This window comes from Solirhodobacter olei, assembly GCF_004010155.1.
In the GTDB taxonomy this organism is placed as follows: domain Bacteria; phylum Pseudomonadota; class Alphaproteobacteria; order Rhodobacterales; family Rhodobacteraceae; genus Solirhodobacter; species Solirhodobacter olei.
Genome location: NZ_RRYH01000027.1, coordinates 60,077 through 74,843 on the forward strand (window position 1 = coordinate 60,077; position 14,767 = coordinate 74,843).

Below are 14,767 nucleotides of genomic sequence, written 5' to 3' on the forward strand. Positions count from 1 at the left end.
CGCTGCCGCGAAACCCGTGGACGCACCCCGGCGCCGCCTTTGCACAATGCAATGCGCCCCTTGACAGGCAGGGAGTGGCGGAAATCGCCGCTATTCCAATGGCTTTCTGTTTGAGCCTCGGAGAATTGGCCCTATAGTTCCGACCAGCGACAGAGGGGGGTGTCTGTCCGACTGACCGCCCACAGGGGGATTTTGCATGATCCGTTCCGAATTGATCGAGAAGATTGCCGGCGAGAACCCGCACCTTTACCAACGCGACGTGGAGAAGATCGTGAACACGATCTTCGAGGAGATCATCGAGGCGCTGGCCCGCGGTGACCGGGTCGAGTTGCGCGGCTTCGGGGCCTTCTCGGTGAAGAAGCGCGACGCCCGCGTCGGGCGCAACCCGCGCACCGGCGAAGCGGTGCAGGTAGAGGAAAAGGCGGTGCCGTTCTTCAAGACCGGCAAGCTGCTGCGAGACCGGCTTAACGGCAAAGAGGCGTGATGCGACGGATCCGGCTTCTGCGCTACCTGGCGATCGCCGTTCTGGCGATCGTGCTGATTGCGGCTGCGATGGCCAACCGGGGCGTGGTGACGGTCCGGGCGCTGCCCGCCGATTTCGCCGATTTCCTTGGCTGGAACGCCATGGCCCAGGTGCCGCTGTTCCTGGTCATCCTGGCCTCTGCCGCGCTTGGCATCGTCATCGGCTTCTTCTGGGAGTGGCTTCGCGAGGGCAAGCACCGCAAGGCCGGGCGCACCGGCCAGCGGCGTGTCACGGCGCTGGCCCGCGAGGTCAGCAAGCTGCGCGAGCAGCACGGCCACAAGAAGGACGACGTGCTGGCGCTGCTCGACGGGCCGACCAAGCACTAGGCCCGGACCGGGCAAGCAGAACAGGATGACGTGATGGCGAGGCAGGGCGGGATCCGCGTGAAGATCTGCGGGCTGCGCGAGCCGCGGCTGGTGGAGGTCGCGGCCGAGGCGGGGGCCGCCTATGTCGGCTTCGTCTTCTTCGACCGCTCGCCCCGCAACCTCAGCCCCGAGGCGGCGCGCGAGGCCGCCTGGGCCGCGCCGATGGGCGTTGCAAAGGTCGCGCTGACGGTCGACGCGAGCGATGCGGCGCTGGATGCGATCCTCGACAAGGTGCCGCTGGACATGCTTCAGCTTCATGGCCGCGAAAGCCCGGAGCGCGTGGCCGAGGTCCGCGCCCGTTTCGGCCTGCCGGTGATGAAGGCGGTCGGCGTGGCCGAGGCGGCCGACCTTGCGCGGATCGCGGAATACGAGGCCGTGGCCGACCAGATCCTGATCGACGCCAAGCCGCCGAAGGGGGCTGCGCTGCCGGGCGGCAACGGGATCCCCTTTGACTGGCGGCTGATCGCCGGGCGGCGCTGGGAGAAGCCCTGGATGCTGGCGGGGGGGCTCGACGCCTCCAACGTTGCCGAGGCGATCCGGCTGACGGGCGCGACGCAGGTCGATGTCTCCTCGGCGGTGGAGAGCGCGCCGGGGGTGAAGGACGAAGGCCTGATCCGGGCCTTCATTGCGGCGGCGCGGGGATGAGCGTCAGCTTCCGTCCCGCGCGGCGCGCGGATGTGGCAACCATCGTCGCCATGCTGGCCGATGACGAACTGGGCAAGGCGCGGGAGACGGCAGAGCTTGCCACCTATCTTGCCGCCTTCGACGGGATGGAGCGCCGCGAGGACAGCCACCTGATCGTAGGCGAGATGGAGGGGCGGATCGTCGCGACCTACCAGCACACCATCCTCCACGGGCTTTCCCTGCGCGCAGCAACGCGGGCGCAGGTGGAAAGCGTGCGGGTGGAGAGCGCATTGAGGAGCAAGGGCATCGGCGCCGCGCTGATGGCGGATGCCGAGGCGCGGGCGCGGGCGGCGGGTTGCAGCCTGATCCAGCTCACCTCCTCCAACAGCCGGGCGCGGGCGCATCGTTTCTATGAGCGGCTCGGCTTTACCGCCAGCCACGTTGGCTATAAACGCAGTCTGGACTGAGCGCGGGAAGACAGCCATGGCCGACGATCTCTTCAATTCCTTCATGAACGGCCCGGACGAGAACGGCCGTTTCGGGCAGTTCGGGGGGCGGTTCGTCTCCGAGACGCTGATGCCGCTGATCCTGGATCTGCAGGCGGAATACGAGAAGGCGAAGGAGGATCCGTCCTTCTGGGCGGAGATGAACGACCTCTGGAAGCATTACGTCGGCCGGCCGAGCCCGCTTTATTTCGCGCCGCGGCTGACGGAGCATCTGGGCGGCGCAAAGATCTACATGAAGCGCGACGAGCTGAACCACACCGGCGCGCACAAGATCAACAACGTGCTGGGGCAGATCCTGCTCGCCCGCCGCATGGGCAAGACGCGGATCATCGCAGAGACGGGCGCGGGTCAGCATGGCGTGGCCACCGCCACCGTCTGCGCCAAGTTCGGGCTGAAATGCGTGGTCTACATGGGCGCGCATGACGTGGAGCGGCAGGCGCCGAACGTGTTCCGGATGAAGCTGCTGGGGGCGGAAGTTCACGCGGTCACCTCTGGCCGCGGCACGCTGAAGGACGCGATGAACGACGCGTTGCGCGACTGGGTGACCAATGTCCGCGACACGTTCTACTGCATCGGCACCGTCGCGGGTCCGCATCCCTATCCGGCGATGGTGCGCGATTTCCAGTCGATCATCGGCAAGGAGGTGCGCTGGCAGCTTCCCGAGCAGGAGGGCGAGGGCCGCCTTCCCGACACGGTCATCGCCGCGATCGGCGGCGGGTCGAACGCGATGGGCCTGTTCTACCCGTTCCTCGACGATCCGTCCGTCCGCATCATCGGCGTCGAGGCGGGCGGCAAGGGCGTGAACGAGAAGATGGAGCATTGCGCCAGCCTTACCGGTGGGCGCCCGGGCGTGCTTCACGGCAACAAGACCTACCTGCTGCAGGACGAGGACGGGCAGATCCTGGAGGGCTTCTCGATCTCGGCCGGGCTCGACTACCCGGGCATCGGGCCGGAACACGCCTGGCTGCACGACACCGGGCGCGCCGAATATGTCGCCATCACCGATTCCGAGGCGCTGGAGGCGTTCCAGCTCTGCTGCAGGACCGAAGGCATCATCCCGGCGCTGGAGCCGTCCCACGCGCTGGCGCATGTGATGAAGATCGCGCCGACGCTGCCCAAGGACCACATCATCGTCATGAACATGTGCGGCCGGGGCGACAAGGACATCTTCGCCGTTGCCCGGCATCTCGGCGTCGAACTGAACGGCTGAGGCAGGTGTGGTCCCGGCCGCCCCTTGGGGACGGCGCGGCGCGGGGTTCGAAAACCGGCCCGGACGGGCATAGTCCAAAGGTTTATGCTGCCCCGGGGCCGGCAGAAGTGCGCGGAATATGCCGTGCGGCCAATGGATTGGCGGAACCGAATTAGGTCATGTCCTTCCCGTCGCCCATCCGAGGGCGCAGCAGCAGGAAAGGACATTCCAATGAAACTTCCCTTTGTTACCTATGTCGCGACCCTCGCCATTGTGAGCGCCTTCGCGGTCGCTCAGGGCGCCCGGGCGCAGACCGCCTCCGGTTCCGTCTCCGGCACGACGGTCAGCCAGCCGTCCAGCGGACAGGACGACGGCTGCGCCGCCTCCGGCGCAAGTTCGTCCTGCGGCAGCGATGCCATCGAGCATGGCGGGGCGGTCGGGCAGGGGACGAGCGGCCAGCATTCCTCCGGCGATGACGTGACCGGCCACGACTCGGGGGATCATGGCGGTTCGGGCGGCCACGATGGCGGGCACGACGGCGGCAACGGCGGCGGCAATGGTGGCTCGGGCGGGCACGACTCGAGTGGCCACGACGACTGAGCCTAGTATATGAGTTTCGGGGCCGCCCTTTGCCGGGGCGGCCCCAGAGCGGTGGAGAATGGATCATGCCAACACGTCGCGCAGTTGTCGTCACGCTCGCGCTGTCGCTGGCACCGGCCCTGTTGCCGGCGGCGGCCTGGGCCGACGGGTCGCCCTTCACGACGCAGGTCGAAAAGGAGTTGCGCCGGCAGGGCTTCAACAGGATCACGGTTGGCCGAAGCTGGTTCGGCCGGATCCTGATTCACGCTGAAAGCAAGACCGAGCGGCGCGAGATCGTTCTGAACCGCCACACCGGGGAGATCCTGCGCGACTATTCCAGCCCCCTCACCGGCGGCGGAAAGGCGCATGAAGACATCCTCGGCTCGCATGGCGGCTCGTCCGGCTCTGGCGGAGGCGGCGCGAGCGGGGGCGGCGGCGGCAGCTCGGGCGGCTCTGGCGATGGCGGATCGGATGGCGGCTCCCACGACTCATCCGGCGGCGGCTCGTCGGATGACTGACAGCGTGCTGCAAGCGGGGGCGCGGTACCCTGCGCCCGGCCCGGGCCGGAGCGCGTTGGGTGGAGCGGAGTCTGGCCGAAGGTGAAGAACACGGTATTCGTCGCCCTGATCCTTGCCATTCAGGCGGTCTGCGCCTTCTTTTTCATTGCCGAGATCGTCGTCACGGTCTTCGGTCTCGATTCCCGTCCCGTCCCCTGGGACACGAAGGAGTTGCTGGAGATCGGTGCCGCGATCGGCCTGCTTCTGGGCTTCGTGCTGGGGGCGATCGCGCTGCAGCGCACGATCCGGCGCTCAAACCATGCCGAAAAGCAGCTTCGCGCGGTGTCCATAGCGTTTCAGGCATTGCTTGACGAACGGTTCACGGCCTGGGGCCTGACACCGGCCGAGCGCGACGTGGCGCTGTTCGCGATCAAGGGCATGTCGACGGCGGAAATCGCGCAGCTGCGCAAGACCTCGGAAGGGACGGTGAAGGCACAGACGGCGGCGATCTACCGCAAGGCCGGCGTCACCGGGCGGCCGCAGCTTCTGAGCCTGTTCATCGAGGACATGCTGGCCGGCGACGCGCCGCGGCTGGCGGACGGGGCCCCGGATCAGTCGGCCGCGTAGAGCTGCAGCACCTCGAGCGGGACCACGGTGAGCGTGCGCTTGTGCGTGGCCGAGAGGCGGACCTGCGGCGCCGCGCCTTCCTCATGTGCCTGCAGAAAGCGCCCGGCGCAAAGGCACCACTGATCGCCCGGCTTCAGGCCCGCGAAGCCGAATTCCGGCCGCGGGGTCGAGAGGTCGTTGCCGAGGTATTTCGACAGCGCCAGGAACTCTGCCGTCATGATCGCGCAGACTGTGTGGACGCCGCGGTCGGAGGCGGCGGTGTCGCAGCAGCCGTTGCGAAAGAAGCCCGTCATCGGGTCGCGAGAGCAGGTCTCCAGCGGGCCGCCGAGGACGTTGATCGAAGGTTCCATGATCGGCACGGCAGATCCTCCCTGAGCGGGATCATAAGGGATTGGGGTGGGGAACCGAAGGGGTCCATTGCACCGGGCGGCGGCGGAAATCGGCGCGGCTGATCGCCCCGGTCTTTCCGCCGGGCCGGGGGGTCACCGGAACTTGTCCGCCAGGCGCTGCAGCGGGCTGCGCGTGTCCTCGGCCGGAGCGGCCGGGCGCGGATCGGCCGGGATGGGTTTCGGGGCCTCGGGTTTCGCGTCCCCCGGTTTTTCGGCGGCGGCCGGCTTCTTCGCCGGTCCCTTCTCGCCGGTCGAGGGGCGGGGCGGGAAGAGGCGCAGGGCGACGGCGTTCTGGAACTTCGCATCCGCCCCCTCGGCGAGGTCGGCGGCGCCTTCGGAGAGGCCAGTCAGAAGATCCTCCAGCCAGTCGGCGTCGGCCTTGGCGAAGTTCTGCAGCACGTAACCCGCGACGCGGTCCTTGTGGCCGGGATGGCCGATGCCCATACGGACGCGGGTGTAGTGCGGGCCGATATGGGCGTCGATCGAGCGCAGCCCGTTGTGGCCGGCATGACCGCCGCCGTGCTTCAGCCGCAGCCTGGCGGGGGCGAGGTCCAGTTCGTCATGGAACACCGTCACGTCGGGGGCGTCGAGCTTGAAGAAGCGCAGCGCCTCGCCCACCGACTGGCCGGAGAGGTTCATGTAGGTCTGGGGCTTCAGCAGGAGCACCTTCTCGGACCCGAGGCGGCCCTCGGACAGAAGCCCCTGGAAGCGGGCGCGCCAAGGCGCGAAGCCGTGGTCCGCCGCGATCCGGTCGAGCGCCATGAAGCCGATGTTGTGCCGGTTCATTGCATGTTCCGCGCCCGGATTTCCGAGGCCGACGAAGAGTTTCACGCCTGTTCTCTCCCGAAGCGTCCGGGGCCCGGATGGGGCATTCGCCCGGCTGGGCCGGGCGGGCGGGCCGCTTTGCAAATTGTCGGGGCAATCTACCGGGGCGGTGGGGCGGGTGCAACATCGCCTCCCCCGTCCCGGGGCGGGGGGCGCCGCCCGTCCGCGCAAAGAAAAAGGCGGAAGCGCTGCTGCGCTTCCGCCTCTGTCTGGCAGTCCGGCCGGGGATCACTCCTCGGCTTCGGCCTCCTCCGTTTCCTCGGCGGCTTCGTCTTCGCTCGAACGCAGGCCCGAGGGTGCCGCGATGTTCGCGATCACGAAGTTCCGGTCGATCGTCGGGCGGGCGCCCGCCGGAAGCGGAATGTCGTTGATGTGGATGACGTCGCCGATCTGCAGGCCGGTCAGGTCCACGGTGATGTGGTCCGGGATGTCGGCCGCCGTCACTTCCAGTTCGACTTCCGGGCGCACCACGGTCAGCGTGCCGCCGCGCTTCAGGCCGGGCGCCGCTTCGTGGTTCACGAAGGTCACGTGGATGAACAGCTTGATGCGCGAGCCGCGATGCAGCCGCATCAGGTCGACATGGGTCGGAAGGTCCTTCACCACGTCGCGTTGCACGCCGCGGCAGATGACGCGGACGTCTTCCTGCCCCTCGACCTTGAGGTTGAAGAGCGTCTGCAGGAACCGGCCCGCCTTCAGCTTCTTCAGGAGTGCGTTGAATTCGAAGTTCAGGGCGACCGGCTCCTTGCCGTCACCATAAACGATACCGGGTACGTAGCCCTCGCGTCGGGCTTGACGGGCGGCCCCCTTGCCTGTCCCTGTCCGTACCTCGGCGTGAAGATCAGGGATCTCACCAGCCATTGAGGTTCTCCATATGAAAAGACCGGCCGTCCTCCAAGGGTGAGCGGCCGCGAGGCGCTCTGATAGAGCAGGCAGCGCAGGAAGGAAAGGCAAAAAACGCCCGACTTGTCCCGCGGCGGCGGAGCGGATAGGTCTGCCACAACCGCCGGGATTTCTTCACCGCGGATCGGAGCGCTTCCATGTCACTGCTTTCCCAGATCCGCCTCGCGCGGGCAACCCTGGTGAGTTTCGCGTCCCTCGGGATGATCTGGGGGACGTTCTTCGGCATGGCGCCCGCCACCAAGGCGATGCTGGGGGTGGATGACGCGGGCTGGGGGATGCTGTTTCTGTGCTCCTCCACCGGCGCGATCTTCGCGATGCGGTTCGCGCCGCATGTGGGCCGCACGCTCGGCCGCGCGCGGCTGCCGGTAGCGGGGCTGGCCTTCGCGCTGGCCTTCTCGCTGCCCGCGCATCTGACGGCGCCGGGGTTCTTCGCCGCCGCGATGGCGCTGGTGGGGATGACGACGGGCACGCTCGACGTGCTGATGAACGCGCGGGTCAGCACCATCGAGGCCGAGCACGACACGCATCTGATGAGCCTCAACCACGCGATCTTCTCCTTCGCCTATGCCGGCGCGGCCGCCGTCACCGGGCTGGCGCGCGCAGCGGGCTATGGCCCAGCGCCGGTGATCGGCATCGCGGCGGCGCTGGTCGCGGTGATGTCACTGGCCACGATCGAGCGCGACGCGCGGGTCGACGGGCTTTCGCACGAGCCGCAGGAGGCGGGCGCCGGCGGGCTGGGCCCGGTGGCGCTGATCGGCGGGCTGATCATCCTGATCGGCTTTCTGGCAGAGAACGCGACCGAGGCCTGGTCGGCGCTGCATATCGAGCGCACGCTGGGCGGGGCGCGCGGGCTGGGCAGCTACGGACCGGCGCTGCTGGGGCTGACCATGGGGATCGGGCGGATGTCGGGGCAGTTCCTGTCGGCGCGGATGAGCGAGAGGAGCCTTCTGCGCGCCGCGGGGCTGACGGCGGCCGTGGGGGCGGTCGTGGCGGCGCTGGCGCCTTCGCCGGCCTATGGCTACCTCGGTTTCATCATCCTCGGGCTGGGCGTTTCGGTGATCGCGCCGGTGGCCTTCGCGCTGGTCGGGCGGCTGGCCGCGCCGGCGCGGCGGACGGCGGCGATCGCGCGGGCGACGCAGATCGGCTATACCGGCTTCTTCATCGGGCCGGCGGTGCTGGGCGCGCTGTCGCAGTTCCTTGGCCTGCGCGCGGCCTTCGGGGCCGTTGCAGTGTTCCTGCTGCTGATCCTGCCGCTGCTGCCGCTTCTGGCGCGCTCACGCCCCGTGACGGCCTGAGGCCCGGGGGCGGCGGTCGAGCGATTGAGGCGCGCGTCCCTCTCCACGGTTGAAACGCAGGCCCGGCTGGCCGAGACTGGGGCCAGACCGGAGGCCGGCGGGCCCATGGCGGCCCCGCGAGACAGCCCCGGGGCATAAAAGAGCCGGGGGACGCATGGGCAGCGAGCACGAGGCGGAGACAGGCGAAACACCGGAGAGCGAGGCCATGGCGCTGGAGGCGCGCCCGCTCGGCGTGCTGCGCCTCTCTGCCTTCGCGCTCCTGACCGGGGCGGTTGCCGGGGTCGGGGCGGTGATTTTCCGGGCGCTGATCGGGCTGATCCACAACCTGCTGTTCCTCGGCCAGGCCTCCACCGCCTATGACGCGGAGCATTTCACCCCGGTCGACACCTGGGGGCCCTGGGTCATTCTGGTGCCGGTGATCGGCGCGCTGGGGGTTACCTGGCTGGTCCAGACCTTCGCGCCGGAGGCCCGCGGCCATGGCGTGCCCGAGGTGATGGACGCGACCTACTACAACCGCGGCATCATCCGCCCCGTGGTGGCGGTGGTGAAATCGCTCGCCTCCGCGCTCGCCATCGGCAGCGGCGCCGCGGTGGGGCGCGAGGGGCCGATCATCCAGATCGGCGCGGCGATGGGATCGACGCTGGGCCAGGTGGTGCGGATGACGGCGGGGCAGCGGATCACGCTGGTCGCGGCCGGGGCGGGTGCGGGGATCGCCGCGACCTTCAACACGCCGCTGGGCGGGGTTCTCTTCGCCTCGGAGCTGCTACTGCCGGAAGTGAGCGTGACCACCTTCCTGCCGGTCGCCGTCGCCACGGGTGCTGCAACCTTCATCGGGCGGCTCTATTTCGGATCTCAGCCGGCCTTCGCCGTGCCCTCGAACCTAACACCGATCGCGGATGCGCCGAGCAGCCTCTTCACGCTGCTGCTCTACCTCATCCTGGGGGTCCTCGCGGGCGTGGTGGCGGCGGCCTATATCCGCGGGCTGCACCGGTGCGAGGATCTGTTCGAGAAGATCGGCAACGGCTATCTGCGCCACGGGTTCGGGATGTTCCTGGTGGGGCTTGCGATCTACGCGCTGGCGCAGACAACGGGGCATTTCTACATCGAGGGCGTCGGCTATTCGACGATCCAGGCGGTGCTGAACGAAAAGAACCAGACCGTCCTGCTGCTGGCGGTGCTGCTGCTCGGCAAGCTCTTCGCGGCCTGTGTCAGCCTCGGCTCCGGCTCCTCCGGCGGGATTTTCTCGCCCTCGCTCTTCATGGGGGCGACACTGGGGGCGGCCTTCGCGGGCGTGGTGCTGATGGCCGACCCGTCAGCGCCGATCACGGTGCCGGCCTTCGCCATGGTGGGGATGGGCGCGCTGGTCGGCGGCGGCACCGGGGCGGTGGTGACCGCGGTGACCATGACATTCGAGATGACGCGGGACTATGACATTGTCTTCCCGATGATCCTTGCCGTGGCGGCGGCGCTGACGGTGCGGCAGCGGCTGGTGCCGGAGAGCATCTACACGATGAAGCTCGCCCGCCGCGGCCATCCGATCCCCAAGGCGATGCATTCGAACCTGTTCCTCGTCAAGCGGGCGGGCGAGCTGATGGACGCGAGCGTGATGGTGATGGACCGCGCCACGACCTTTGCGGAGCTGATCCGCGCCACAGCCGGGCGCGACGGGCTGCAGCATGTCGTCATCACCGCAGAGGGCCAGATCATCGGGACGCTTCGGGTGAACACCAGCCTGAGGCGCGCGGTGGGGGCGGATGCGGCCGAGGTGACGCTGGGCGAGCTGGCGCAGCGCGATTTCGTCATCGTGCCGGAGGCGGAGTCGATGTTCGAGATCATCGGCCGCATGCCGGGCGGGCAGCTGAGAACCGCCGTGGTCGTTCGCCGGACGCTCGGCCAGGCCCAGCCGGAGGTGCTGGGCGTGATCTCGCGCGACCAGATCGCCAAGGCCGTCGCCGACGGCGTGCAGATCTATCCGGGCTGACCCCCCCCCGGGACGGGCGCGGGCAGCGGCGGCGCAGGCCGGGGGTGAGTCGCCGGTCCCGCGCCGCGGCCCGTGCCGGGGGACGGGGCAGCGGGGGCGGGGGTGAGGCGACTGATGAAGAATTTTCTTCTGACGTGAGCCTCGCAGATAATATATTACCTAAAGTTGAATTATCGTTTTTTGCAATGCGTGGAAAATGAGACTCGACTTCAATTCCCAAGCTAATTAGCCGCTGTGATCTTGCCAATTCAAACTGCCGCGCGCAGCATGAATACAGGCAAGAACCTAATTGTATAAACCAAATTTATATTGAGGCTATCCGGCGGATTTATGTGGGGGGTCCCAAATGAAGGTGTCGAGATGGCTGACCGGCGGCGCGGCGACGGCCACGGCGATGGTTCTCTTGGGGATGGGGCCGGCTCCGGCCTGGGCGGCGGAGGTCAACCTCTGCGATGCGAAGGCGCTGACGCCCGGCCTGGTGCGTGAGATCCGTGCCCGCAGCGACTTTCCCAAGCTGCTGGCGCAAGTCTCGGAGAACTGCCCGGCCAGCGCGCTGATCCTGACCAGCGGCGCGACCGGATCGATCGTTGTGGCCGAGCAGAAGCTTCTGGGCGGAAACGGCGGCGGTGGCGGAAATGGCGGCAGCGGCGGTACGGGCGCGAGCGGCGGTGACGGTGGCTCCGGCACGACCGGGACGACGGGCACGACCGGCGGCGATGGCGGCAGCGGCGGTACGGGCGGCAGCGGCGGTACGGGCGGAACTGGCGGCTCGGGTGGTAGCGGCGGCTCCGGTGGCTCTGGCGGCAGCGGCGGTTCGGGTGGCTCCGGTGGCTCAGGCGGCAGCGGCGGCGACGGAGGGCACCACCACCACGGCGGGGGCGGCGGCTCCGGCGGCTGGGATCACGGCGGTTGGGATCACGGCGGTGACCACGACGGGGGCGGACACCATCACGGTGACCATGGCGGGCACGACGGCGGCCATGGCGGGGATCACGGCTCTTCCGGCGGCTGGGATCATGGCTCTTCCGGCGGTTGGGACCATGGCGCGGGTCATCACGGCAAGGACCATCACGGCAAGGACCATCACGGCGAGGGCAATGACGGCAAGGGCCATGACGGCGACGGCCACCACCACGGGACCGGCCACGACGGCGACGGTCCCCATCACGACAAGGGCCATGGCGGTCACGGCGACCCGGACCACTGGAACCATGCCAAGGGCGGCGATGGCCACGACACGCACGACGGCCATGGCCAGCAGGGTCTGCCGGGCTGGTGGAAGCAGGACCTCGGTGCGCTTGGCAATATGGGCCAGGCGTTCGGGCAGGGCGTCCTCGACGGCGGAAACCACGGCTGGCCGGGGGGCAACTCCCTGGGCAGCGGCGGGCATGGCGGCTTCGGCGGCGGGGGCGGTTCGTCCTAGACCGGGTGGCGCCCTGGTGCCTTCCGGGCCGGGCCTCAGTTGCTGGCCAGCCGCAGCGGGATCATCCCGCCCTCCAGTACCGCCTCCCACTGGCTGGGCCGGGACGGGTTCTGCATGGTGAGGAAGGTATAGCGCGTGCGCTGCCAGGGCAGGACGGCGTCGCGCAGGTTGTCCAGCACGAAATCGCCCATCGCGGTGCGGGCGACGAGGACGGCGTGGTTCTCGCCCGTGCGGTCGAGGACGGTGGCGATCAGCAGGTCCTGCGCCGGGTAGCCGGCCATGACCAGGCGTTCCTTCTTCAGCATCGCGATGTCTTCGCAATCGCCGCCGCGCGCGGTGGGCAGCGCCCAGTGGTCGGGGACGCCGTATTGCGCCAGGTCGGAGATCTGCGGGGTCGTGGCATTGACCTGGCGGTTGACGCTGCGGGCAAGCGCGAGGGCGCCCCCGCCGGGCAGGTCCCGGGCGCTGGAGGTGGCGCAGAGCCAGCTGTAGGTGGTGCAGAGCGGGCCGAATCCGCGCGGAGCCGAGGCGGTGGCGCGCGCGGTCAGGAAGCTCGCACCGGCGGTCGCCGGGGCCGCCCCGGCCGGGGCCAGCGGCAGCGCGCAGAGCAGCAGCGCGGCACAGAGGCGGATGGGGGTGGAGAAGCTCATCGGGTGCGATCCTTCCCGAGCGTTGCGATCCGTTGCGGGCAGGCTGGACTCGGAGCGCGGCAAATCCGGGCCGGATTTGGGCCGGTTCCGTGGATTTTCCGCAAAGGCCCGCCCGATGGGGCGGTGAAGGGGGCCGCGCGCCGCTCGGCCGCACTGCGGCCCCGGGGCGCGGGCGGAATGCCGGAAGGGGATGACTGCCTGTCCTTGCCTGTTTCTGCCGTCTCATCCCGGCCGCGTCTTTTCAGGCGCGCGGGCCGGGTTCGATGCGGCGATCATAGGCGCGGCGCGCGCGCCGGGCAACGCACTGCGCGGGCCCGCAGGCAACATGTTGCCGGTCAAGTCGTGTCAGCCACTATAACGGGTATGTGAGCGGCTGAAACAGGGGGCTCAGATCTGGCTGATCCCCGGCTCCTTGACGCTTTCCATGCTGACATAGGTGGAGGTGGAGGCGACATGCGGCAGGGCGGAGATCGTCTCTCCCAGCACGCGGCGATACTCGGTGATATCGCGGGTGCGCACCTTCATCAGGTAGTCGAAACTCGCCGCGATCATGTAGCATTCCTCGACCTCCGGCAGCTTGCGCACGGCGGCGTTGAAGGCAAGGAGCGCCGCTTCGCGGGTGTCCGACAGCCGCACCTCTACGAAGGCGACATGGCCGAGGCCGAGCTTGCGGGCCGACAGATGCGCAGCGTAGCCGGTGATGACCCCCGCCGCCTCCAGCCGCCGGATCCGGGCGGCGACCGGGGTTTTCGACAGGCCGACCCGATCGGCGAGGACCGTGGTGGAGATCCTCCCGTCCGCCGCGAGGATGCGCAGGATGGCGCGGTCGATACGGTCGATCTCTGGCATGTCGGGGCGGTCGGTCATGGGCGAATGTCCTGTGATATCGGGCGCGGATGGGCAAATGCACCATCCGCGCCCGAGCCTAGGCCGGAACCGGCGCGCCGGACAAGGGTTTGGCAGGGCCCCGGGCCCTCAGGCGGCGGTGTCGAGCCCGGCCTCTCGCGCCATGCGCTTCAGCGCGAGATAGCCCATGTTCTGGTAGGTGAAGGGTTCGCGCACGAGGCTGTCCTGCTCGGCCTCGATCACCAGCCAGCCGGAATAGCCGTGTTCCGCCGCGATCTTCAGAACCGGCGGGAAGTCTACGCAGCCCTCCTTGTCGCCCGGCACGGTGAAGACGCCGCGGCGCACGCCCTCGAGGAAGCTGAGGCCCTGGGTGCGGACCTCTTCCATGATCCCGGGCCGGATGTTCTTGGCGTGGATATGGGTGACGCGGTCCATGTACTTCCGGGCGAGCTCGGCCGGGTCGGCCCCGCCGAAGAAGGCGTGCCCGGTGTCGAGGAGGAGGCGGGTATGGGGGCCGGCCATCGCCATGAAGCGCTCGATGTCGGCGGCGCTTTCCACGATCGTGCCCATGTGATGGTGGTAGCCCATCTTCACACCCTGGCCCGCGGCGAAGGCCGAAAGCGCCTCGTACCCGGTGGAGAACCGTTCCCATTCCGCGTCGGTGAGGATGGGGCGGTCGTTCACCGGTACCGCGTCATTGCCATGCACCGTGTTGGAGCATTCGCAGGCGTTGATGTGGTCGCCGCCGGCCGCCTTCAGCATGTCGATGAAACGCTGGAGGGCGGCCTTCTCGGTGTCGAGGTCGTTCGTGAGGATATTGGTCGAGTGCCAGCCGGCGGCGAAGCGCAGCCCGTAGGCGCCGAGCCGGGCCTTCAGCTCTGCCCCGTCGTCGGGCATCTTGTGGCCCTTCTCGATGCCGTCGAAGCCGATCCTGCGGCAGTCGGTCAGGCAGTCGTCGAGCGTCAGATGCGCGCCGATCGAGTGGTCGTCGTCGTTCGACCAGGCGATCGGGTTGGTGCCGTAGAGGATCATGAGAGGTCCTTTCGCTCTCAAGGGTAACGGGGCGGCCCGGGGTCCGGGCCGGGATCAGTCGAAGGCGCGCTGGGTGCGGGCGCCCTCGGCGTAGCGGGCGCGGGCCTCATCAAGCCGCGGGGCGTCGCCGGCCTGGGGCACCGCCACGTCCCACCAGTGGCCGCCGGCGCCGGTGCCGGGGTAGGGGTCGGTCTCGATGACGATGACGGAGGGGATTTCGCGCCCCCGGGCGGTGAGGATCTTCGCCTCCAGATCGGCGATGCCCGAGGCCCGCTCGGCATGGGCGCCCATGGCGGCGGCGTGGGCGACGAAGTCGATTTCCGGCTGCGCCTCGACATTGGCATGGGCGTAGAGGTTGTTGAACTCCACCCCGCCGCTGGCCATCTGCAGGCGGTTGATGCAGCCGTAGCCGCGGTTGTCGGTCAGCACCACCGTGAAGGGGACGCGGCGCATCACCGCCGTCGCCAGCTCCGAGTTCGCCATCATGTAGCTGCCGTCGCCGACGAAGCAGATCAC

At 68.9% G+C, this 14,767-nt stretch carries 18 protein-coding genes; 11 read left to right on the forward strand and 7 right to left on the reverse strand.

Annotated elements, in window-relative coordinates; translation table 11 throughout:
• The first annotated feature begins 196 nt into the window (after window positions 1–196).
• The 8 genes from ihfB to EIP85_RS17305 all read left to right on the forward strand — a co-directional run bounded on the left by ihfB (window position 197) and on the right by EIP85_RS17305 (window position 4,910).
• Window positions 197–484 carry an integration host factor subunit beta gene (gene ihfB / locus EIP85_RS17270; protein WP_127903463.1) on the forward strand — a complete coding sequence of 96 codons (288 nt, stop codon included), beginning with the start codon at window positions 197–199 and terminating at the stop codon, window positions 482–484.
• Window positions 484–849, forward strand: coding sequence for a lipopolysaccharide assembly protein LapA domain-containing protein (locus EIP85_RS17275; protein ID WP_241560074.1), 366 nt, complete (start codon window positions 484–486; stop codon window positions 847–849). Before ihfB ends, EIP85_RS17275 begins: the two co-directional genes overlap by 1 nt.
• Window positions 850–882: 33 nt before the next feature.
• Entirely contained in the window at window positions 883–1,533 is a 651-nt protein-coding gene (locus tag EIP85_RS17280; RefSeq protein WP_127903464.1) for a phosphoribosylanthranilate isomerase, read from the forward strand.
• On the forward strand, window positions 1,530–1,979 hold the full coding sequence (locus EIP85_RS17285) for a GNAT family N-acetyltransferase (protein ID WP_127903465.1): 450 nt from the start codon (window positions 1,530–1,532) through the stop codon (window positions 1,977–1,979). Before EIP85_RS17280 ends, EIP85_RS17285 begins: the two co-directional genes overlap by 4 nt.
• A gap of 16 nt (window positions 1,980–1,995) precedes the next feature.
• Window positions 1,996–3,228, forward strand: coding sequence for a tryptophan synthase subunit beta (gene trpB / locus EIP85_RS17290; protein WP_127903466.1), 1,233 nt, complete (start codon window positions 1,996–1,998; stop codon window positions 3,226–3,228).
• Window positions 3,229–3,438: 210 nt separating this feature from the next.
• Window positions 3,439–3,807, forward strand: coding sequence for a hypothetical protein (locus EIP85_RS23060; protein ID WP_206615566.1), 369 nt, complete (start codon window positions 3,439–3,441; stop codon window positions 3,805–3,807).
• 65 nt (window positions 3,808–3,872) lie between these two features.
• Complete coding sequence (locus EIP85_RS17300) at window positions 3,873–4,304, forward strand: hypothetical protein (RefSeq protein ID WP_127903467.1); 432 nt, start codon at window positions 3,873–3,875, stop codon at window positions 4,302–4,304.
• An 81-nt stretch (window positions 4,305–4,385) separates the two neighbouring features.
• Window positions 4,386–4,910 carry a helix-turn-helix transcriptional regulator gene (locus EIP85_RS17305; RefSeq protein WP_127903468.1) on the forward strand — a complete coding sequence of 175 codons (525 nt, stop codon included), beginning with the start codon at window positions 4,386–4,388 and terminating at the stop codon, window positions 4,908–4,910.
• On the opposite strand, the gene EIP85_RS17310 is transcribed toward EIP85_RS17305, so the two are convergent.
• The 3 genes from EIP85_RS17310 to EIP85_RS17320 form a co-directional block, all read right to left on the reverse strand.
• The gene (locus tag EIP85_RS17310; RefSeq protein WP_127903480.1) at window positions 4,895–5,263 is read right to left on the reverse strand and encodes a DUF2237 family protein; all 369 of its coding nucleotides are present in this window, start codon (window positions 5,261–5,263) and stop codon (window positions 4,895–4,897) included. The two genes, EIP85_RS17305 and EIP85_RS17310, sit on opposite strands and share 16 nt — an antisense overlap.
• A 129-nt stretch (window positions 5,264–5,392) precedes the next feature.
• Window positions 5,393–6,130 (reverse strand): aminoacyl-tRNA hydrolase, encoded by a 738-nt coding sequence (gene pth, locus EIP85_RS17315; RefSeq protein ID WP_127903469.1) that lies wholly within the window; start codon window positions 6,128–6,130, stop codon window positions 5,393–5,395.
• A gap of 222 nt (window positions 6,131–6,352) precedes the next feature.
• Window positions 6,353–6,982 (reverse strand): 50S ribosomal protein L25/general stress protein Ctc, encoded by a 630-nt coding sequence (locus EIP85_RS17320; RefSeq protein WP_127903470.1) that lies wholly within the window; start codon window positions 6,980–6,982, stop codon window positions 6,353–6,355.
• Window positions 6,983–7,161: 179 nt separating this feature from the next.
• Between EIP85_RS17320 and EIP85_RS17325 the strand changes: the two genes are divergently transcribed.
• From EIP85_RS17325 to EIP85_RS22860, 3 genes are all read left to right on the forward strand, one after another.
• A complete protein-coding gene (locus tag EIP85_RS17325) occupies window positions 7,162–8,319 on the forward strand; it encodes an MFS transporter (protein ID WP_127903471.1) in 1,158 nt (385 codons plus the stop codon).
• 154 nt (window positions 8,320–8,473) lie between these two features.
• On the forward strand, window positions 8,474–10,300 hold the full coding sequence (locus EIP85_RS17330) for a chloride channel protein (protein ID WP_241560075.1): 1,827 nt from the start codon (window positions 8,474–8,476) through the stop codon (window positions 10,298–10,300).
• A gap of 346 nt (window positions 10,301–10,646) precedes the next feature.
• On the forward strand, window positions 10,647–11,723 hold the full coding sequence (locus EIP85_RS22860) for a hypothetical protein (protein WP_164871771.1): 1,077 nt from the start codon (window positions 10,647–10,649) through the stop codon (window positions 11,721–11,723).
• Window positions 11,724–11,758: 35 nt separating this feature from the next.
• On the opposite strand, the gene EIP85_RS17340 is transcribed toward EIP85_RS22860, so the two are convergent.
• The 4 genes from EIP85_RS17340 to EIP85_RS17355 form a co-directional block, all read right to left on the reverse strand.
• Window positions 11,759–12,373: a transglutaminase-like cysteine peptidase gene (locus EIP85_RS17340; RefSeq protein ID WP_127903472.1), complete on the reverse strand. Its 615-nt coding sequence runs from the start codon at window positions 12,371–12,373 to the stop codon at window positions 11,759–11,761.
• Between the two features lie 387 nt (window positions 12,374–12,760).
• Window positions 12,761–13,240 (reverse strand): Lrp/AsnC family transcriptional regulator, encoded by a 480-nt coding sequence (locus EIP85_RS17345; RefSeq protein ID WP_127903473.1) that lies wholly within the window; start codon window positions 13,238–13,240, stop codon window positions 12,761–12,763.
• A gap of 108 nt (window positions 13,241–13,348) precedes the next feature.
• Entirely contained in the window at window positions 13,349–14,251 is a 903-nt protein-coding gene (iolE, locus tag EIP85_RS17350; RefSeq protein ID WP_127903474.1) for a myo-inosose-2 dehydratase, read from the reverse strand.
• 54 nt (window positions 14,252–14,305) lie between these two features.
• On the reverse strand, window positions 14,306–14,767 hold a 462-nt coding region (locus EIP85_RS17355; RefSeq protein ID WP_241560076.1), incomplete at its 5' end, for a thiamine pyrophosphate-dependent enzyme.